The sequence below is a fragment of the Paractinoplanes globisporus DSM 43857 genome (genome assembly GCF_000379645.1).
GTDB classification, from domain to species: domain Bacteria; phylum Actinomycetota; class Actinomycetes; order Mycobacteriales; family Micromonosporaceae; genus Actinoplanes; species Actinoplanes globisporus.
Genome location: NZ_KB903339.1, coordinates 31573 through 50046 on the forward strand (window position 1 = coordinate 31573; position 18474 = coordinate 50046).

At 73.8% G+C, this 18474-nt stretch carries 21 protein-coding genes; 11 read left to right on the forward strand and 10 right to left on the reverse strand.

Features of this window, described 5'->3' with window-relative positions:
- Positions 1-3 precede the first annotated feature (3 nt).
- Genes A3CQ_RS0142175 through A3CQ_RS0142190 form a run of 4 tightly spaced genes read left to right on the forward strand, consistent with a single transcriptional unit; the run spans position 4 to position 4958 of the window.
- A complete protein-coding gene (locus A3CQ_RS0142175) occupies positions 4-2574 on the forward strand; it encodes a LuxR C-terminal-related transcriptional regulator (protein ID WP_020517002.1) in 2571 nt (856 codons plus the stop codon).
- Positions 2571-3110: a hypothetical protein gene (locus tag A3CQ_RS0142180; RefSeq protein WP_020517003.1), complete on the forward strand. Its 540-nt coding sequence runs from the start codon at positions 2571-2573 to the stop codon at positions 3108-3110. The genes A3CQ_RS0142175 and A3CQ_RS0142180 overlap by 4 nt, the downstream gene beginning before the upstream one ends.
- A gap of 49 nt (positions 3111-3159) precedes the next feature.
- Complete coding sequence (locus A3CQ_RS0142185; RefSeq protein ID WP_020517004.1) at positions 3160-4005, forward strand: phosphotransferase; 846 nt, start codon at positions 3160-3162, stop codon at positions 4003-4005.
- Positions 4002-4958 (forward strand): NAD(P)/FAD-dependent oxidoreductase, encoded by a 957-nt coding sequence (locus A3CQ_RS0142190; RefSeq protein WP_020517005.1) that lies wholly within the window; start codon positions 4002-4004, stop codon positions 4956-4958. Before A3CQ_RS0142185 ends, A3CQ_RS0142190 begins: the two co-directional genes overlap by 4 nt.
- Here A3CQ_RS0142190 and A3CQ_RS0142195 read toward each other — a convergent pair.
- Together A3CQ_RS0142195 and A3CQ_RS0142200 are read right to left on the reverse strand one after the other, a co-directional pair.
- Complete coding sequence (locus tag A3CQ_RS0142195) at positions 4933-5817, reverse strand: hypothetical protein (RefSeq protein WP_020517006.1); 885 nt, start codon at positions 5815-5817, stop codon at positions 4933-4935. The genes A3CQ_RS0142190 and A3CQ_RS0142195 overlap by 26 nt on opposite strands.
- Before the next feature lie 41 nt (positions 5818-5858).
- Positions 5859-6755: an alpha/beta hydrolase gene (locus A3CQ_RS0142200; protein WP_020517007.1), complete on the reverse strand. Its 897-nt coding sequence runs from the start codon at positions 6753-6755 to the stop codon at positions 5859-5861.
- Positions 6756-6863: 108 nt separating this feature from the next.
- Here A3CQ_RS0142200 and A3CQ_RS0142205 point away from each other — a divergent pair, with 108 nt between their 5' ends.
- Positions 6864-7835: an aldo/keto reductase gene (locus tag A3CQ_RS0142205; RefSeq protein WP_020517008.1), complete on the forward strand. Its 972-nt coding sequence runs from the start codon at positions 6864-6866 to the stop codon at positions 7833-7835.
- 3 nt (positions 7836-7838) lie between these two features.
- On the opposite strand, the gene A3CQ_RS55985 is transcribed toward A3CQ_RS0142205, so the two are convergent.
- The 4 genes from A3CQ_RS55985 to A3CQ_RS0142225 all read right to left on the reverse strand — a co-directional run bounded on the left by A3CQ_RS55985 (position 7839) and on the right by A3CQ_RS0142225 (position 10856).
- Positions 7839-8678, reverse strand: coding sequence for a lysophospholipid acyltransferase family protein (locus A3CQ_RS55985; RefSeq protein ID WP_084699468.1), 840 nt, complete (start codon positions 8676-8678; stop codon positions 7839-7841).
- A gap of 29 nt (positions 8679-8707) precedes the next feature.
- On the reverse strand, positions 8708-9403 hold the full coding sequence (locus tag A3CQ_RS0142215; protein ID WP_040434025.1) for a hypothetical protein: 696 nt from the start codon (positions 9401-9403) through the stop codon (positions 8708-8710).
- Positions 9404-9512: 109 nt separating this feature from the next.
- Complete coding sequence (locus tag A3CQ_RS0142220) at positions 9513-10232, reverse strand: VOC family protein (RefSeq protein ID WP_020517011.1); 720 nt, start codon at positions 10230-10232, stop codon at positions 9513-9515.
- A gap of 9 nt (positions 10233-10241) precedes the next feature.
- Complete coding sequence (locus A3CQ_RS0142225) at positions 10242-10856, reverse strand: TetR/AcrR family transcriptional regulator (protein WP_040433988.1); 615 nt, start codon at positions 10854-10856, stop codon at positions 10242-10244.
- A gap of 100 nt (positions 10857-10956) precedes the next feature.
- Here A3CQ_RS0142225 and A3CQ_RS0142230 point away from each other — a divergent pair, with 100 nt between their 5' ends.
- Complete coding sequence (locus tag A3CQ_RS0142230; protein WP_020517013.1) at positions 10957-12000, forward strand: glycoside hydrolase family 113 protein; 1044 nt, start codon at positions 10957-10959, stop codon at positions 11998-12000.
- On the opposite strand, the gene A3CQ_RS0142235 is transcribed toward A3CQ_RS0142230, so the two are convergent.
- A complete protein-coding gene (locus A3CQ_RS0142235; protein ID WP_020517014.1) occupies positions 11951-12823 on the reverse strand; it encodes an aminoglycoside phosphotransferase family protein in 873 nt (290 codons plus the stop codon). The two genes, A3CQ_RS0142230 and A3CQ_RS0142235, sit on opposite strands and share 50 nt — an antisense overlap.
- Before the next feature lie 389 nt (positions 12824-13212).
- On the opposite strand from A3CQ_RS0142235, the gene A3CQ_RS0142240 reads away from it, so the two are divergent.
- From A3CQ_RS0142240 to A3CQ_RS0142250, 3 genes are all read left to right on the forward strand, one after another.
- Positions 13213-14166 (forward strand): tyrosine-type recombinase/integrase, encoded by a 954-nt coding sequence (locus A3CQ_RS0142240; protein ID WP_020517015.1) that lies wholly within the window; start codon positions 13213-13215, stop codon positions 14164-14166.
- A 144-nt stretch (positions 14167-14310) separates the two neighbouring features.
- A complete protein-coding gene (locus A3CQ_RS0142245; protein WP_157296987.1) occupies positions 14311-14754 on the forward strand; it encodes a sigma-70 family RNA polymerase sigma factor in 444 nt (147 codons plus the stop codon).
- A gap of 34 nt (positions 14755-14788) precedes the next feature.
- Positions 14789-15535 (forward strand): carbon-nitrogen hydrolase family protein, encoded by a 747-nt coding sequence (locus A3CQ_RS0142250; RefSeq protein ID WP_040433991.1) that lies wholly within the window; start codon positions 14789-14791, stop codon positions 15533-15535.
- Between the two features lie 124 nt (positions 15536-15659).
- Here the strand turns inward: A3CQ_RS0142250 and A3CQ_RS0142255 are convergent, their stop codons facing one another.
- Positions 15660-16079: an organic hydroperoxide resistance protein gene (locus A3CQ_RS0142255; RefSeq protein ID WP_020517018.1), complete on the reverse strand. Its 420-nt coding sequence runs from the start codon at positions 16077-16079 to the stop codon at positions 15660-15662.
- A 9-nt stretch (positions 16080-16088) separates the two neighbouring features.
- On the reverse strand, positions 16089-16517 hold the full coding sequence (locus A3CQ_RS0142260; protein WP_020517019.1) for a MarR family winged helix-turn-helix transcriptional regulator: 429 nt from the start codon (positions 16515-16517) through the stop codon (positions 16089-16091).
- Between the two features lie 76 nt (positions 16518-16593).
- Between A3CQ_RS0142260 and A3CQ_RS0142265 the strand changes: the two genes are divergently transcribed.
- Complete coding sequence (locus A3CQ_RS0142265; RefSeq protein ID WP_020517020.1) at positions 16594-17100, forward strand: GNAT family N-acetyltransferase; 507 nt, start codon at positions 16594-16596, stop codon at positions 17098-17100.
- Here the strand turns inward: A3CQ_RS0142265 and A3CQ_RS0142270 are convergent.
- Entirely contained in the window at positions 17027-17851 is an 825-nt protein-coding gene (locus tag A3CQ_RS0142270; protein ID WP_020517021.1) for an endonuclease/exonuclease/phosphatase family protein, read from the reverse strand. The genes A3CQ_RS0142265 and A3CQ_RS0142270 overlap by 74 nt on opposite strands.
- Positions 17852-17986: 135 nt before the next feature.
- Here A3CQ_RS0142270 and A3CQ_RS0142280 point away from each other — a divergent pair, with 135 nt between their 5' ends.
- Positions 17987-18448, forward strand: a complete 462-nt coding sequence (locus tag A3CQ_RS0142280; protein WP_020517023.1) for a heme-degrading domain-containing protein — start codon at positions 17987-17989, stop codon at positions 18446-18448.
- Positions 18449-18474: the final 26 nt, after the last annotated feature.

Sequence of the window (18474 nt, forward strand, 5' to 3'; positions counted from 1 at the left end):
AGCATGCAGGTGGCGCAAGCTGAGGACCCGCTCACGATCGCCGCCGCCCTGCTGCACCGCCCCGCCCTCGTCGTGCTGGCCGGGCCGCCCGGCTGCGGCCGCACCACCCTGCTGCGCCGCGTCACCGAGTCCGTTCCCGGGCCGGAGTACGCCGGCGGTGGCCTGGCGATGCTGCGCTCCACGCCCGCGCTCGCGTTGTCGCGGGCGGTGCGGGCCCGGCTGCCCGCCCACGACGTGCACCTGCTGGCCGAGGCCGTGCGCTCCCGGGTGCGCGGCGGTCTGCTGGTCCTCGACGACCTGCAGTACGCGGACCCGGCCACCCTCGCCGCGCTACCGCTGCTGGCCGCGCACTGCCGGGTGCTGGCCGCCGTGCGCACCCCGCACCGGCTGCCGGACGCTGTCGCCGCCGCGCTGCGGGAGGCGGCCGCGGCCTGGATCACCGTGCCGCCGTTGTCGCGGGCCGAGTCGCTCGAGCTGGCCCGGCGCACGGCCGCGCAGCTGGAACCGGCGGTGCTGGGGGCGGTGGCCGATCGGGCCGGCGGGAACCCACTCGCGATCACCGCGCTGGCCCGGCAGGCGGCCGCGGGCCGCGCTCCCGGCGCCTCCGGCATCGACCAGGTGGCGTACGCGATCGCGGCCGCGCTGGCCGACCTGCCGCGTCCCGCCCGCACCGCGCTGGCCGCGCTCGGGCTGCTCGGACGGCCGGCACCGGCGGCGCTGCTCGGGGCGGGCGCGGCCGACCTGCGGGCGGCGGGGCTGGTCCTCGACGCTGACGGCGGTGAACTCGTGCCGGCCTCGACGTATGTGGCGGAGACCGCGGCCGGGCTGCTCGACGCGGCCGGGCGGGTGGAGCTGCACACCCGGCTGGCCGAGCTGACGCCGCCGGCCGAGGCCGCCCGGCACCTGGCCGCCGCCGGCGACCACGCGGGGGCGCTGCGGCGGGCCCTGGCCGCCGCCGACCAGGTCAGCGGCGGGGACCGGGCGGCGCTGCTGCTGTTCGCGTGCGACCTGGAGACGGCAATCGACCCGCGGGTACGGATAGCGGCGGCGGACGCGGCCCTGGCCGCCGGGCGGGCCGCCGCGGCGGCGCGGGTCCTGACGACGGAGACTCCGCTCGGCGTCGAGGCGGACGTGCTGCGCGGGGAGGCGCTGCTGCAGGCCGGCTCGCCGGAAGCGGCCCGGGCGGCGGTCGCGCCGGTGCCCGACGCGGCGCCGGGGCCGGTGCTGGCGGCCCGGGACCGGGTGCTGCTGCTGGCCGAGCTGGCCACCGACCCGGCGGGCGCCCTCGACCTGGCCGGGAAGGTCGCGGCCCGCTATCCGCACCCGCCGCTCGGGGTGGCGGCGGCGCTCGCGGCGGTGCACGCCCGGCATCGCACGCCCGGATGGGATCAGGAGCTGGCCGCGGCCGCCGCCGGGGGCGGGGATCCGCTGGTCGCGCGGTGGAGCGCGTGGCTGCTGGTCGAGGAGCTGGCCGCCGACGGTCGGCTGGTCGAGGCGGCGGGCACGGCGATCACCGCGGCCCGCGAGTGCGCGGACGCCCTCGCCTACGGGTGGCAGACCCGGTTCTCCGCGGCGGCCGATTGGGCGCTGGCCCTGCACGGGGGTGGTCCGGCGTCGGCGGACGCCCCGGCTTCGAACTTGGCCTCGCACACGGCCGGAAGCCGCGTGAATGCGCAACCGGACGCGGAGGCCGGCGCTCCGGTGGGTGCGGACTCTCCTGTGGACTCTCCCCGGGCGGGACGGTTCGCACGCGTACCGGCGAATGATGAGATCGTCGCCCGGAGCGGGAACCTGACCGACCGGGCGATTCCCGACGAGGCCCGGGGTTATGCGACGGCGGCCGCCGCGCTGATCGAGGCCGACACCGGGCTGCTCGGGGCGGCGCGGGCGCGGCTGGAGGCGGGACCGGCGCATCCGGCCGCCGGGTGGGTGGCGCAGGAGACCGCCTGGCTGGACGGGCAACCGGACCGGGCGACGCGTTCCGAGACCGAGGCCCATGGACTGATTTCCGGACTGACGGCGATCACGGCCCGGTGGGCCGCGTTCGACCTGGGAGAAGTGACGACGCCGCCGATTCCCGGCGGACTTCCCGCACCGGCCCGGCGGACGTTGACCGCCTGGGCCACCGGTACCGGCTTCACCGCCGCGGCGGACGGGTGGCGGCCCGTCGCGTTGCGGGAGCAAGTGCGGTGCCTGCTCGCCGCCGGGCTCACCGACAGTGACCCGGCCCGCGCCGTCGCGGCGCTGCTGGACGCCGAGAGGCTCGCCGACGCGGCGGGCCTGACCGTGCTCGCCGGGCGCGCCCGCCGCGGCCTGCGACGGCACCACGTGCACCGCGACACCCGCAGCCCCCGATCGGGTGATCAGCTCACCCGCCGGGAACACGACGTGTTACGGCTGGTCGCCGCCGGGGAACCCACCCGGCGCATCGCCGGCCAGCTCGGCATCTCCGCCGAGACCGTCGACACCCACATCCGCGCCGGCATGCGCAAGCTCGGCGCCCGCACCAGAACGGAAGCCGCCGCCCTCGCCTTCGCCACCTTCCCCTCCGACACGCTCAAGGACGGCCGGTGACCAGACAGCCCGACGCCCCCCGCCATGTCGTCGCCACACCCGGTGACGCCGACACCGTGCTGCGCCGCCTGATCCGCGACGGCTGGGTGCCCCGCGACGGTTTCGCCCTGCCCGACCCGGCGTGGGACGTGACCGGCAACCGGCTCGTGCTGCACGGGCGCATCACCGACGCGGAATCGCTGCAACTGGCCGTGCTCGCGGCCGCCCGGGGCGCGGGGATCGTCGCGATCTGCGACGCCGACTCGCCCCTGGGCCGGGCGCTCATCGACGACCTGGCCCGGCTCGGCCCGGTGCGGCAGGGCCCGGCGCCGGAACCCGCCGACACCGGCAACTCGGTCGCCGACCTGGTGCCCGAACAGCGGGCGCTGCTGGACCGGCTCGCCTCCGGCGACACCATCGCGGCGGCGGCGGCCGCGGAGTTCCTGTCGCTGCGCACCGCGAACCGGCGCATCGCCGAGGCGCGGGCCCTGTTCGGGGTGCGCACCACCCGCGAGGCCGTGCTCGCCTACCTGCGGCAGCGCGGACCGCAACCGTGACCGATATCGACTAGGGTGACCGGTCGGTAAAGACATACGGGGGGCCGACGTGACCACCGAGGCATGGCCGACCACGGCACGGCTCGACGCGCCGCGCGTGCTCGAGCGGATCGCCTCGATCACCGGGGTGCGGCTGATCCTCGAAGGACCCGCGCCCGGCGGCGAGGTCGGCGCCGCCTACGTGCGGTGGCCGGACGGGCGCCGCTCGGTGCTGACCACCGCCCGCACCCGCAGCGCCGCCCTGGTCGACCGGGCCCGCGCCGCCGGGGTGCCGACACCGCGGCACGAGCTGACCGCCCGGGTCGACGGGGTCCGGGTCGTCGTGCAGCAGCGACTGCCCGGGGCGCCACCGTCCCAATTGGACGCCGTGCTGGTGTGGCAGATGCTGCGGATCAACGAGCAGCTGGCCGGGGTGCTCGCCGGGGAACCGGACCCGCGGCCGGCGGAGCTGTACCTGACCTCGGACGGGCCCGGGTTCTGCCTGCACGAGCCGCTGTCCGGGCACGGCCGGCGGGCCGCGCGGCTGCTGGCCTGGGTGCGCGAGGTCGGCGCCGACGGCACCCACATGGTCGGCGACGACCTGACCCACATGGACTTCCACCCGGGCAACATGCTGTTCTCCGAGGGGCGGCTGACCGGGGTGGTGGACTGGGACGGCGCGCAACGCGGCGACCGGCACTTCGACCTGGTGACGCTGCTGTTCTACCTGAGGGCCCAGGCGCCCGGACTGGCCGGGCCGGTCGAGGAGCGGCTGGGGCTGATCTCGCCGCGGCGCCGGCGCGCGTACTGGGCGCACATGAGCCTGCGGCAGGTCGACTGGTCGATCCGGCACCACGACGCGGCGACCGTCGACCGGTGGCTCACGGTCGCCGAGGGGGGCATGGCCTCGGCGTGAAACCGGTGGTGGTGGTCGGCGGGGGCATCGTCGGGGCGTGCGTGGCCTATCAGGTCGCGCGGGCCGGCGTGCCGCTGGTGGTGATCTTCCGCGACGGCGGGGTCACGGCCCGGTCGTTCGGCTGGATCGGGGGGACCGGCGGGGAGTGGCCGGGCGGGGCCGGCGCCCTGCGGCCGTTCGTCCTCGCCGACTGGAGAGATCTGTCCGCCGCGGTGCCGGGGGTGCAGGTGCGGTGGTCGGGGTCGGTCACGTGGCCCGGCGGCGGGGTTTCCGGCCGCGACATCGCCCGGCTCGAACCCCACCTCCGGACATTTCCGACTTCTTCGTGCTGCATCCCGGACGACGGATCCGTCGATCCGGCCGAGGTGACCCGGGCGCTGCTGCTGGCCGCGCGGGAGCTGGGCGCCCGGCTGGTGTCGGGGGCGACCGTGACGGCGGTGCACGACGGGGAGGTCGTGTCGTCGGCCGGCCGGCACCCGGCGTCCACGGTGGTGATCGCGGCCGGGACCGGCACCTCGCTGCTATGCCCGCCGGTCGCGGTGCCGGCCTCGCCGGCCTTCCTCATGCGGGTACGCGCGCCGGCCGGTCTGGTGCGGACCATCGTGGGCACCCCCGCCTACGACGTCCGGGAGGCGGCCGGCGGCATGTTGCTGGCGACCGCGCCGCTGGGCGCCGACCGCACCTGGGCGGGGCTGCGGGCCCTCGCCGGCCGGACGGTGGAGGAACTGCGGGCGGCGTTCGGGCCGGGGCTGCGGCTGGTCGACTGGACGGTGGGGGACCGGCCGATGCCGCCGGACGGGCCGGTGATCGGGCCGGTGTCGCCGGGGGTGTACGTGGCGGTCATGCACCCGGGGATCTGCCTGGCCCCGACCGCGGGCCGGCTGGTGGCGCAGGAGATCACCGGCGGCGGGCCGGCGCCGGAGCTGGTCAACTGCCGGCCGTCGCGTGGGTGAGCGGGGCCAGGCGCTCGACGGAGATGCAGGAGATCAGGCAGCGTTCCTTCGCGTCCGAGCGCAGCTGCGCCGTCCAGGTGGTGAAACCGCCGTCGCCGAGCTCCGCGTTGTCTCCGGCGGTCAGGCGCAGGGCGGCGCCCGTGTAATAGCCGCGGCCGCGTTCCCGGTGCGGGTCCTCGGCCAGCAGCCGGCTGTCCAGGCCGGCGAACCGCTCCCGCAGCACCGGGCTGTCGAAGATCGTGTACTCCAGCCGGGCGCCGGCGACCGGGACCAGGACCCGCTCCCAGTAGGCGAGATGGCGGGCCAGCAGGCGGGCCTCGGTGCGGCCGGAACCGGTGTCGCGGGCCGAGGAGACCAGCGCGAACAGCCGGAAATGAGCGCCCATGCCGGGGCCGAAAACCTGCGCGCGCAGCACCTGGTGCGCGGCGGCCACGTGCACCTCGTCCCGGTGGTCGCGGCGGCTGGCGGCCTCGATCGCGAGGGCGTTGGTGGGGTCGGACAGGACCTCGACCGGGCGGGTCGCGGTGACGATCCGGTTCTGGCTCTGCGGGGCGACGGCCGTGCAGGTGCCCAGCGGGACGACGGGGGACAGCTGCACCCGGTCCACGTCATCGGGAAGAAGCGCCCACAGGCGGGACTCGGCCTCACTCACCGCGCGCGGGTCGGTGGCGGCGGGGCGCACGAACCGGTCCTGCCGCCAGCGGCGCAGCAGATCGGCGGGGCGGGCCCGGGCGGCGCGGTCGCGGGCCACCGGCATCAGCAGCGTCTGCAGCTCGCTGCCGGACAGGCCGGCGATCGCCTCGGCGGTGCCCGCGGGCATCCGGGCCCAGATCTTGCGTTCGGCGTCCGACATCTCCATCCGGCCACGATCGCGTCCCGGGGCCGGTCCGGTCCACCGGTTTACCGCTCGGCTTCCTCTCCCTGGCCCAGGACCTCGTCCCAGTGGCCGAAGCTGGCCGTGCCGTGACCCGCGCCCGGCAGCGTGATCAGGGTCGCGTGCGGGATCCGGTCGGCGAGCCACCGGCCGTGCGCGGGCGGGACGAGCCGGTCGCGGTCGCCGTAGTACAGCCGCACCGGGCAGGCGACCGCGGTGACGTCGATGTCCCAGGCGCCGCCCCAGGCGACGTTGTCGCGGGCGTACCCGTCGAACCGGGCCAGGGCCTCGCGCAGGTCGGCCGCCCAGCTCAGCTTCTTCTCCCGGTCGAGCCAGCCGAGGTCGCCGGCCGGCGCCCCGTCCAGGTAGGCGTCGACCAGGGCCTCGTCGTCGTCGATCTCCAGCAGCCCGCGGTGGTCGGCGGCCGCGAGGGCCCGGAAGCCGGTGAGCGCGGCCTCGCTCTGCCCGCTGTCGGTCAGCGTCAGCAGGTCCCGCTCGGGGTCGCCGGGCACGGCCGCCTGGATGATCCGCCACGGCCCGATGCCGGCCACGACCGCGACCGCCGACACCCGCTGCGGTCCGGCCAGCGCGGTGGCCAGGGCGTACGGGCCGCCCCCGGAGACACCCGCGGTCGCGAACCGGGTCACCCCGATCGCGTCGGCCACCGCGATCGTGTCGGCCCCGACCGAGGCGAGACTCGGCGGGGTGTCGGCCGCGGCGCCGTAGCCCGGCCGGTTCACCGAGATCAGCCGTACGCCCTGCCGCCGGGCGGCCGCCTCGACCAGTCCGGCCTGGTGCCGGGAGGCGGGCGTGCCGTGGTGGAACAGCACGGGCACGCCGTCCAGGTCGCCGCCCTCACGAACCGCGACCCGCCTGCCGTCCGGCAGGCTGACCGTGCGCTCGACCGCCGCTTGCGCTCTCATGGGCGACCATGCTCCCATCCCCGGAATTCCCCGAGCGCGCCGCCATGGCAGAACGTCGATGTTCCCGGTGACCGGGCCGGCCGGACCGGGCCGGCGTAGCGTCAGGGAATGCACTACACCCGCCTCGGCAGTACCGGCCTCCGGGTCAGCCGGCTCGCGCTCGGCTGCATGAGCTACGGCGACCCGACCACGCCCGACGCCCACCCGTGGGCGCTGACCGAAGACCTCGCCGCGCCGTTCTTCCGCCAGGCCGTCGAGCTCGGCATCACCTTCTGGGACACGGCCAACGTCTACCAGCGCGGCACCTCCGAGCAGATCGTCGGCCACGCCATCACCCGGTTCTCCCGCCGCGAGGACATCGTGCTCGCCACCAAGGTCCGCGGCATCATGCACGACGGGCCGGGCGGGTCCGGGCTGTCCCGCAAGGCCATCCTCGAACAGGTCGACGCCTCCCTGACCCGCCTCGGCACCGACTACATCGACCTCTACCAGATCCACCGCTTCGACGACGACGTCCCGGTCGAGGAGACCATGGAGGCCCTGCACGACATCGTCAAGGCCGGCAAGGTCCGCTACCTCGGCGCCTCCTCGATGTACGCGTGGCAGTTCGCCAAACTCCAGCACGCGGCCGACCTGCACGGCTGGACCAGGTTCGTGTCCATGCAGAACCAGTACAACCTGCTGCGCCGCCACGACGAACGCGAGCTCATGGCGATGTGCGGCGACATGGGTGTCGGCCTCGTCCCGTACTCCCCGAACGGCAAGGGCCGCCTGGCCCGCCCGGCCGGCGAGCAGAGCACCCGATCCGGCTCCGACAAGGTCGTCCAGGCCTTCGACTCACCCCACGACGAGCCCGTCATCAACGCCGTCCACGACCTCGCCCAGGCCCGCGGCGTCACGATGGCGCAGATCGCCCTGGCCTGGGTGCTGCGCAACCCGCTGGTCTCGGCGCCCATCGTCGGCGCCACCAAGCCCCACCACCTCACCGAGGCGGTGGGCGCCCTCGACATCCACCTCACCGACGACGAGGCCGCCGCCCTGGAGAAGCCCTACGTCCAGTACGGGCCCTCCTGGTACTGACGCCTAGTCCTCCGGCTGGGGGAGGGGCCCGGCCGCGGACTCGGCCCGGGTCGTGCGCGAGCCCGGCAATGCCGCCCGCCCGGGCCGGGGCCGCACCCGCGAGTTGTCCACGGCCCGGGTCCGGTCCACCTCGCGCGGCAGCTCCATCTCGCCGGCCCGCAGCGCCGCGAGGGTCTCGTCGATCCCCTCCATGATCAGCCGGGTGGCCTTCATCGCCCGCGCGCCCGGCGTGCCCGTGACCCCGGACAGGTCGACCGGCTTCTCCCCGAACCGCACGAACACCTCCGGCCGCCGGCGCAAAGCCCGCAGCAGCGACCGGCCCAGCCCCACCGGCGTCGTGTACGGCAGCACCGTGTGCGCGTTCCACTGCGCCACCGGCAGCACCGGCGCCCCGGCCAGGTCGGCCATCCGCGCCACGCCGGTCTTGCCCCGCTCGGGCCACATCCACGGGTCGAGCCCGATGCGCCCCTCCGGGTAGACCAGCACCATCTCCCCGTCCCGCAGCGCCTGCACCGCCGCCGGCAGGGCGTCGGCGACCCGCGCCGTGTTCCGGTCGACGCGGATGTGCCCCGCCGCCCGCATCGCCGCCCCCGCCACCGGCGCGTCGAAGATCCCGCCGGTGGCCAGGAACTTCGGCGCTATCCCCACCCGCTGACACGCCGCGGTCATGACGATCGGATCGAACGGGCTGACATGGTTGGCCGCCAGGATCACCGGCCCACCGAGCAAATCGTCCGGCACCCGCCCGGACACCCGCAACCGGCACAGCGGCAACACCAGCAACCGCGCCAGCACCAGCATGAACCGCCACATCAGCGGCGCCCGCCGCGAAGCTCTCCCCATAAGGCCGCCAATAATGACACGCCCGGCCGCTACGGCTTGCCGGCCTCCCCGAGCTCGGCCAGCCGCGCCTCCACCTCGGCCAGCTCCGCCCGTAACCGCTGGGCCTGCTGCTCGGCCTCGGACCGCTCCGCGGCCAGGATCTGCTCGACCGCCTCGTGCACCCCGGGCACGTCGACCAGCGACACCATGCGCAGCGCCTCGGCCGGACGCACCACATACGGTTTCGCCAGCACCTTCGCACCCTGCGACGCCGCCACCGTCCACTCGCCGTCGCCGTAGGCGAGCGTGACGGTCAGCGCCGGGGCGGGTTTCGTCTTGGCCGGCCGGGGCGCCTTACGCGGCGGCGGGGGCGGTGTCTCGGCCACGGGCTCGTCTCCACTCCTGCGCTGCGCCGGCGGTTCCTTGACCACCGGCGGCTTGTCGATCACGAATTCCGGGGCCGGCGGCGCCGGTTCCGGCGGCGGGGGAGCGGGCGCGGGCGCCTTTTTCGCCGCGGCACCACGCGGCGCCACCCGCAGGTCGACGGGGGAGAAGGGCAGCTCGTCCTTGCCGAACCGCACCACCACCCACTCGTCGGACGCGGCCGGATCATCCAGCCCCACGACCTGCCCGATCTGCCCGGCGACCTGCCCGGCCGACTCGGTGAACTGCACCCGCGGCTTACGGCCGGCGGCCAGCCCGTCGCGAATCGTCCCCAGCTCCTCGGTGCTCAAACCCCGGGCCACGGCACCCACCCACTTCTCTCGTACGTTTGTGCGAATCTTTCTATCAGGCCCCACCGACAATTTGCTCGCAGCCACGCCCGGGCGCGCCGCCACGGTTTCGCATCGACGGCTACCAGCCCGGCGCCCGCCCGGTCACGCAATACTCCCGGCCCACCGGATCGCGCAACGTCGTCCATTCCCCGGGAACCCGCCGCACCACCGAGGCCCCCAGCGCCCGATGCCGCTCCACCTCGGCATCAACACCGTCACAAGCCAGATCCAGGTGTACGCCCGGAGCACCGCCCCCGATCCGCTGCAGCAGAAAACGCAACGGCAGCCCGGCACCGCCCGACAGGAACCGGAACTCGGGAAACGACGAGAACCCCAGCCGCCACCCGGTCAACCCCGCCCAGAACCCCACCTCGGCCTCATAGTCGCCGGCCGGGATGTCCAGGCTCAGCTGATCCACCCCGCTGCGCTGCCCGCCCGGCCACCGCACCGCCGCCGGCCGCACCCACTCCCCGTGCCACGGCACCAGACAGAACACGATCCCGGCGGGGGAGCGCAGCACCACGAACTCCCCGTTGTCCGCCACGACCGAGGCCCCGAGCCCGACCGCCTCCTGCGTGGCCGCCGCGACGTCCTCCACGTGCAGGTCGACGTGCGCCCGCGGAGGACCGCTCCCGACGACCTGCACCCGCAGACAGGCGTCCCCACGCTCCGGCACCAACGTGGCGAACGTCCCGCCCTCCCGCCGCGCCGACAACGTCGTCCCCGTCACCGCCGTCCAGAACCGCTCGGCCGCGGTCGTGGGGGAGTCCAGAAACCCGGTGATCCACCGAACCAGCATCCCGCGACGCTACCGGCCCGCGGCCGCGTCCAGCGCCGGCGCGAGCGGCAACAGCGCGGCCCGCACCAGATCCGGCAGCGATCCGGACGTCACGACGAGGCCACCGGCGCCGGTCGCCGGGCGCAGCCACTGCCGGAGTCCCACCCGGGCCGCGGCGCCGACGGCCGCGGAAAGCACCTGCGCCGTCAGGGGATCGACACCGGGGCAGCGCTCGGCGATGGCCTCCGCCAGCGGCCCCTCGATGCTGGTGACCGTATCGGCGTAGCAGGCACGCAACGCGGGACTGGTCGCCACCATCAGCATCGCGGCGCGCGGCCGGTCACCCGGATCGGCGTACAGGCCCACCACCGCGGTGACCACAGCATCACCGAGCCCGGTCGCCGCGGGGGAGCCGACCACGGCCGCCGCGACCTGCTCGGCGCGATCGGCCGTGATCCCGGCGACGATCGCCTGCTCCCGGCTCGAGAAGTAGTTGTTGTACGTCCTCGGCGACACCCCGGCCGCCTCGGCGATGTCCTCCACCCGGACGTTGCCGGGCCCCCGCTCCAAAGCCAGCCGCAGCGCCGCCGCCTGCAACGCCGCACGGGTGGCCTGCTTCTTGCGCGCCCGCAAACCCGGTTCCACGGCCCTACCCTGCCACGAAAGCTGCGCACACGCAAAATTGCGCGCACGCAATATTTTGCTACCGTCGGCAGGACACACCCCGCAACCGAGAGGACCCGGCATGCGCGCCAACGGCATCGCCTACGACACCGGCTTCGTCATCGACGGCGTCAACTCCCTCGAACGCTTCGACCCCGAAACGGTCCGGCGCGAGCTGACCATCATCCGCGACGACCTGCACTGCAACGCCGTCCATCTGGTCGGCGGCGACCCCGACCGGCTGGAGGCGGCCGCCCGCACCGCCGCCGGCCTGGGACTGGAGGTCTGGCTCTCGCCCTACCCCCTCGACCTGCACCCAGGCCAGATCCACACCCTGCTGCTGGACTGCGCCGACCGCGCCGAACGGCTCCGCGCCACCGGCGCCGAGATCGTCCTGGTCGCCGGCGTCGAGATGAGCCTGATGAACCACGGCTTCACCGACGGCGACCGCATCGACGAGCGCCTCGCTCGCCTGCTCACCGACCCCGACGGCCGAGCCGCCCGGATCACCACGCTCCGCACCCGCCTCCACGAGTTCCTGCACACCGCCGTCCCCGCGATCCGCGAACGCTTCCACGGCAGACTCACCTACGCCGCGATCCCGTTCGAGGACGTCGACTGGAGCCTGTTCGACATCGTCACCCTCGAACTCATCCGCTCCGCCGAGGTGGCCGCCCAGTTCCGCGCCGCCGTAAGGCAGCTCACCGCGCAGCCAAAACCGGTCGCGATCACCGGCTTCGGCACCGCCACCTGGCGCGGCGCCCCCGACATCGCCCCCCGCAGCATGGAAATCGTCGAATACGACCCCGCCACCCGAACGCCACTACGCCTCAACGGCCACTACGAACGCGACGAACCCGGCCAGGCCGCGTACTTGAGCGAGCTGCTGGACATCTTCGACACCGAGGGAGTCGACGCTGCCTTCGTCTACCTGTTCGCCCTCCACAGCTTCCCGCACCGCCCCGACGGCGACCCCCGCGACGACCTCGACCTGGCCAGCCTCGGCATCGTCAAGGTCCTCGACGGCCACCCCGGCACGACGTACCCGGGCCTGCCCTGGGAACCCAAGGCCGCCTTCACTGCCGTCGCCGCCCACTACGCCCGCCCCCAGCCGGGGGAGAGGTGAACGCATCCAGATCGGTGGCCAGGCGGCGCAGGCGATCCAGGGTCCGCTGCGCCTCGCCGGGATCGTGCTCGGCGGTGTAGTCGAGCCAGCCACCCTGTGCGGCCACCCACCAGCCGAACACCCACGGCTCCGCGGGCACCGCCACACCACTGAGCGACCGATAAGCCGTCACCGCCTCGGCGAAGACGGCCGGATCGCCCCGCGACCAGTCCAGCGCGACCGACACCGCCTCCTGCACGGCGCTCACCGGACCCGCGGCATCCCAGTCGAGAGCCACCAGCACGTCACCCAGCAGCGTGTTCTTCCGATCCAGGTCGCCGTGACTGTCCACCACCAACAGCCGCTCCGGCTGCCCCGCCACCCGCTCCGCCAACCCGGCAACCAGAGGGCCCCACCGCGACGCCGGCGTCCACGCCGGACACGGGGGAGGCGCCCGTCGCGGCCCGCCCGCCGCGTGGATGCGCGCCAGCAGCTCGACAGCCTCCCGCGCCGAACCAGCACCCGCACGCCCGGCCACCCACCGATGCACCCGGAACAGCGACCCGCCCACGGCCGCCAGCGCACAACCGGTCGACGGCGCGGGCACCGGCTCCGGCATCGGCACGCCCGCCGCGAACGCCCGCCGCTCCACCGCGAACGACGCCTCCACACTCGCCACGAAACCCGGCCGGTCGGCGTTGACCACCATCCGCTTGACCGCGAACACGCCCTCGCGCGTCTGCACCCGCCACAACTCGTTCGACAAGCCGCCCGCCACCGGGACCGGCGCGACCAGAGGCGGGCTCAGACCGAAGCACTCCAGCACGGCGACGACCTCAACCATGCCGCGACCCTAGTGGCCACCACCGACAATTTCCGACGAGAGAATATCGATCATGATGCTGGGTCGATAATGTACATTATGTCAAGTTGAATCGATCGCCATGGTCGCGGCGGGCGAGAGGCTTCCGCTTTCCTTTGCCGGTACGGGGTGCCGGCGAGTCCCCGGTCGACAGGCCCGGCCGGGTGCCGTCCCCAGCCTTTGCCGCCGCTTCCGGGCTGAGCTGCAACTCGAGCCGTCGAAAATCCCCGCAGCGGGCGTTCTGGAGAACCGGAACACCATCGGCGGCGCGCGGTTGCGCTCGGCGACTCCGCGCCGCCCCACGCCTTCGTCGCAAACCGGTTGTGAGCTGGAACTACGCATAAGCGTCGAAATGATGCATAATATGGCTTATGCAGGACGGACGGGATGTTCCGGTGCTGGGCCTGGTCGATGATTTCCTGGCGGCGCGGGCCACGCGGAAGCCTTCGGCGCACACGCTGCAGGCCTACCGCCGTGACCTGCTGTCGATCATCGCGCTGGTCGGGCCTGACGACGTTACTCTCGGTGGCCTCTCCCCTCGGTCGTTGCGGTCCGCATTCGCGCGGTTCGCCGCCGACCGGGCGCCCGCCTCGGTGGCTCGTGCCTGGTCGTCGTGGAATGCGTTCTTCACGTTCCTGGTCACCGAGCTGGTGGTTCCGGGCAATCCGATGCCGGCGATCGACAAGCCGAGGATGCCGGCCTACTCCCCCAAGCCTTTGCGCGGTGAGGACACCCCGGAGCAGTTACTCTCCGCAGTCAGTCATCGGGATGAGCGTCAGCGTGACCCGTGGCCGGAGCGGGACGTGGTCGTGCTGGCGCTGGCTCTCTGCGCGGGCCTGCGTCTGTCGGAGATGCTCGCCCTGCGCTCCGGCGACATCCAGGGCCGTCCCGGTGAGCGCCGGGTGGAGGTGGCCGGTAAGGGCGGCCGCCCGCGCACCGTCCCGATCGAGCCCGAGCTGGACGCGGTGATCGACCGCTACCAGGACACCCGCCGGGTCCGGTTCGGCCGCTGGGACCCGCGCGACCCGCTGCTGGTGGACCGCGCGGGCGCCCCGCTGAAGCGCGGCGGCCTGCAGTATCTGGTCGAGTCGTGTTACCGCCGGGCGGGTGTGTCCGACCGGGTCCCCCGCGGCGCTCAGTTGCACGCCCTGCGTCATACCTTTGCGACCCGCCTGGCCGAGGACGGCGCGAACGCCTCCGAGATCATGCGCCTGCTGGGTCACGCGTCGCTGACGACGTCGCAGGGGTACATCGAGGTGACGGCCGAGCAGCAGCGGGCCGCCGTCCGGGCGAACCGCACGAACCGGTCTCTTCGCGGCCTCTGAGTGGTGAAGGCCGGTCACTCGTTCGTGGCATTCCTACTTTGCATGTCGGTGATGTCGTAGCGTCGCGGGTGGCGTGAGCCCGTGCTCGCGTCTGTCGTCCCAGACCCGGCGGCGCACGTCTTTACGTCGCCCGTGGGGGTTCCGGTGTCTGCGTTGAATCATCACGATCCTTGCCGTCGGGCGCACGAGTCCGGGCCGCGCGGCGGCCCGGAGCGGTTGCGGTGGCTGGTCCGGCGGATCGCCGGCGACGACCGCGGTGCGTTCGCCGAGTTGTTCGACCGATGTGCGGGCCCGGTGTTGTCCGGTCTGTGTGCGCAGGTGTCGGACCCGCGCCGGGTGGCGGGTGTGCTCGCCGGCACCTTCGTCGAGGTGTGGTGGCTGGCCGGTTGCCACACCGATCCGGGCACCGATGTCATGGCGTGGATCGACGGGATCGTGCGGCGGCGTGTCGCGGACACCCGGCCGGCCGAGCCGGCGGACCCGGCCGCGTCCGGTGTGGATCCGTTCGGCGCGTTGTGGGCGCAGGGGGTCGAGGTGGAGCTCGCCTGCCTGCTCCGGCGACGTCTCTCCCGGCCGGCATGGGGCTAGCGGTTGGTTTCGCCCGGTCGGTAGCGTGCGCGGGATGGCGGGGACGTTGCGGATCGGGGCCTGTCAGACACCGGAGTTGCTGGCGGACGTGCCGGGGGCGCTGGCGGTGGTGGAGCGGTTCGCCGCGGAGGCCGATGCGGCGGCGGTGGATCTGCTGGTGTTCCCCGAGTGCTTCCTGCAGGGGTATCTGTGCACGCCGGAGTACCTGGAACGGCACGCGGTGGAGCTGGATTCGGTGTCGTTCCGGGAGGTGCTGGGGCGGCTGGCCGGCGTACGGCAGGTTCTCGTCCTGGGTGTCATCGAGCGGGACGGCGGGCGCGTCTTCAACTCGGCCGTGGTGATCCGGGCCGGTGAGGTGCTGGGGGTTTACCGCAAGACGTCGCTGACGCTTGGGGAGCGGGCGTTCACGGCCGGCGACCGGTTTCCGGTGTTCGAGGCGAACGGGGTGCGGTTCGGGATGAACATCTGTTACGACACGCGGTTCACGGCGTCGGCGCGGGCCGTCGCGGATCAGGGCGGCCGGGTGCTGCTGGTCCTGTCGCAGAACATGATGCGGCGGGAGGCGGCTGAGTTCTGGCGGCCGATGCACAACGCGATCCGGGCGCAGCGGGCGCGGGAGACCGGGATGTGGCTGGTCTCGGCGGATGTCACGGGGCGGCGGGGTGAGGAGCGGATCGGGTACGGCCCAACCAGTGTGATCAGCCCGGCGGGTGTGGTCGTGGCTCAGGTGCCGGCGTCGACGGTGGGGATGGTCACGGCCGAGATCGCCGCGCCGGGGTGAAGCCCGGCGATGGTCGGCACGCGAGAGTCGCGCTGCGGCCCGGCGTGGCGGGTGGCCGCGCCGGGCCTCGGCGGGACCGGTGTTCCTGCGGTCGGGGGGCCGTCGGGGCGTACGGGAAAGGGATTCAGGCGAGGGTGAGTCGCACGTCGATGTTGCCGCGGGTGGCGTTGCTGTAGGGGCACAGCTGGTGGGCGGTGTCGAGGAGCCCGCGGGCGGTGGCCTCGTCGACGCCGGGGATCTCGGCCTCGATGGCGGCCTGGAGTTTGAAGCGCTTGTCCTCGGTGCGCACGACGCCGACGTCGATGGTGATGGCGGTGTCGGTGAGCTCGATCTTCGCGAGGCGGGCGGCGGCCTTGAGGGCACTGTGGAAGCACGCGGCGTAGCCGGCGGCGAACAGTTCCTCGGGGTTGGTGAGGTGGCCGCCGGGGCCGCCCATCTCCTTGGGGACGGCGAGGTCGAGGTCGAGGACGCCGTCGGCGGAGCGGACGTGGCCGTTGCGGCCGTCGCCGGTTGCGGTGGCGGAGGCGGTGTAGATGGCTTCCATGGTTGCCTTTCAGTTGGCGGTGGCGCGGACGCGGCCGAGCAGGTCGTGCAGGGTGCGGAACTCGTCGAGGGTGAGGCCGGCGGCGCAGGCGATCTGGGCGGGCAGCTCGGCGAGCTGGTCTTGCAGGTCCCGGCCGGCGGGCGTGAGGTGGATCCAGACGGTTCGCTCATCGGTGGTGCCTCGTTCGCGGCGGAGGCGGCCCTGGGTTTCGAGGCGCTTGAGCAGTGGGGAGAGGGTGCCGCTGTCGAGGTGCAGGGCGGTGCCGAGGTCGCGGACGGTGATGGGGCCGCGGTGCCAGAGGACACGCAGGACCAGGTACTGCGGGTAGGTGAGGCCGTTGCTCTCCAGGACCGGGCGGTAGAGGGCGGTCATCGCGCGGCTGGCCGCGTACAGCTGGAAGCAGACCATCTGCTCGAGTCCGGTCGTCGTCTGCTCCATGAAAGAAGCATTGCGCACAATCTAGTTGTGCGCAACTCGCGTGGCACTGATCACCACTGCGTGTGATCATGCTGGCGTGCCGGAGATCCGATTTGTGAAGCTCTCGCCCGCGGCACTGTCCGCGCTGGTCGAGGGTGACCTGGCGGCCGCGAGCGCGGCGGCGGGCATCGCGCTGAGTCAATACCTGGTGGACGAGAACTGGCTGTGGGAGATCCGTCTCGAGCAGATCCGGAGCGACCCGGCCAGCCTGGACTGGATCGCCCGGGCCGCGGTGGCCGAGCCGGAGGGCGTCGTGGTCGGCCACGGCGGGTTCCACGGGCCGCCGGACGCCGACGGGGTGGTCGAGGTGGCCTACTCGGTCGACCCGGCGTTCCGGCGGCGCGGCTACGCGAGGGCGATGCTGGCGGCGCTGCTGGCCCGGGTGGACGCGGACCCGCTGGTGACGGCGGTGCGGGCGAGCATCCGGCCGGACAACGCCGGGTCGCGGGCCACGATCGCCGGGTTCGGCTTCAAGAAGGTCGGCGAGCAGTGGGATCCGCTGGACGGCCTGGAGGACGTGTACCTGCGTCCAGCTGCACGATGAGCGGCCGGTGGTCGGAGACCGGCGGGTGCGGCGTGCACACCTGAACCACGCGGCCCAGCGCGGACAGCGAGCGGGGGTCGGCGAGGATGTGGTCGAGCTGCGCGCGCGGGGACGGGCTCGGGAAGGTCGGCGCCTTGCCCAGCGGTTTCCAGCCGGTGACGGCCCGGACCGGGGTGACGGGCATGTTGAGATCACCGAGCAGCACCCGCGGACCGGGCAGAGACCTGAGCAGGCGTACGGCGTGCCGCAGTTGCCGCAGGTTCCAGCCCGGCACGAACGACAGGTGGGTGGTGGCGACGGTCATCGGCCCGGCCGGGGTCTCCAGCACCGCGGCCAGCAGCACCCGCGGCTCGTCCTTGAGCAGCCGCAGCCCGTCGCCGCCGGTGTAGACCGGGGAGCGGACCGGGGCGCCGGGCAGCGCGGTGATCTGCCAGCGGATCACCGGGTACCGGCTGACGAGGGCGATCCCGTACAGGGGGTGGACATTGTCGTCGTCGGAGCGCCATGGTTGCCAGGTCTCCCCCGGCGTGCCGGCGATCGCCGCGGCGAACCGGTGGGTGCCGGCGCCGAGCGCGTCGGCGGCGATCGCGGTCAGGTCGAGCAGGCCGCTGCGGGGCTGGGCGCGGTCGACCTCCTGCAGGCCGAGCACGTCGGCGTCGAGGTCGGCGATGGCGGCGTGCACCCGGTCGGCGTGTACCGTGCCGTCGGACAGTGACCGGCCGTGCAGGAGGTTGAAGGTGGCCAGTCGCACGAGTACCGACCCTAACGAACCGGGAGGCGGCGGTGGTCGTCAAGTTCCTGTGCTGTTCGATGATGGTGTTCCTGGCCGGCGCGTCGTTCGGCCTGTGGCTGCAGAAGGTCAGGCGTAAATGAAGGTCGGGGGCGCATGAGCGAGGAACTGATCAAGGAACTGGAACGCCAGGAGCAGGACCTGGTGTTCGACCGCTTCGACAACGACGACGCGTGGCGGCTCGGCTCGCTGCTGGTGTCCCTGGCCGCCGGCAAGCCGGTCGCGATCGACATCCGGCGGGGCACGCAGCAGCTGTTCCACGCGGCGCTGCCGGGGGCGGTGGCCGACAACGACCGGTGGATCGAGCGGAAGGTCCGGGTCGTCGAGCGGTTCGGGGCGTCCTCCTATCTGGTCGGGCGGCGGCTGGCGGCCAAGGGCCAGGAGTTGAACGCCGGGATGGGCCTGGACCCGGCCGAGTACGCGGCGCACGGCGGCGCGTTCCCCGTGCGAATCGGGAATGTCGGGATCGTGGCGGTGGTGACCGTGTCCGGTCTGCCCCAGGCGGACGATCACGCACTGGTCGTGGAAGCCCTGACGCGGTTCCGCTCTGAGCGATAGTCCTTCCCGCGCGGCCCACGCATCGG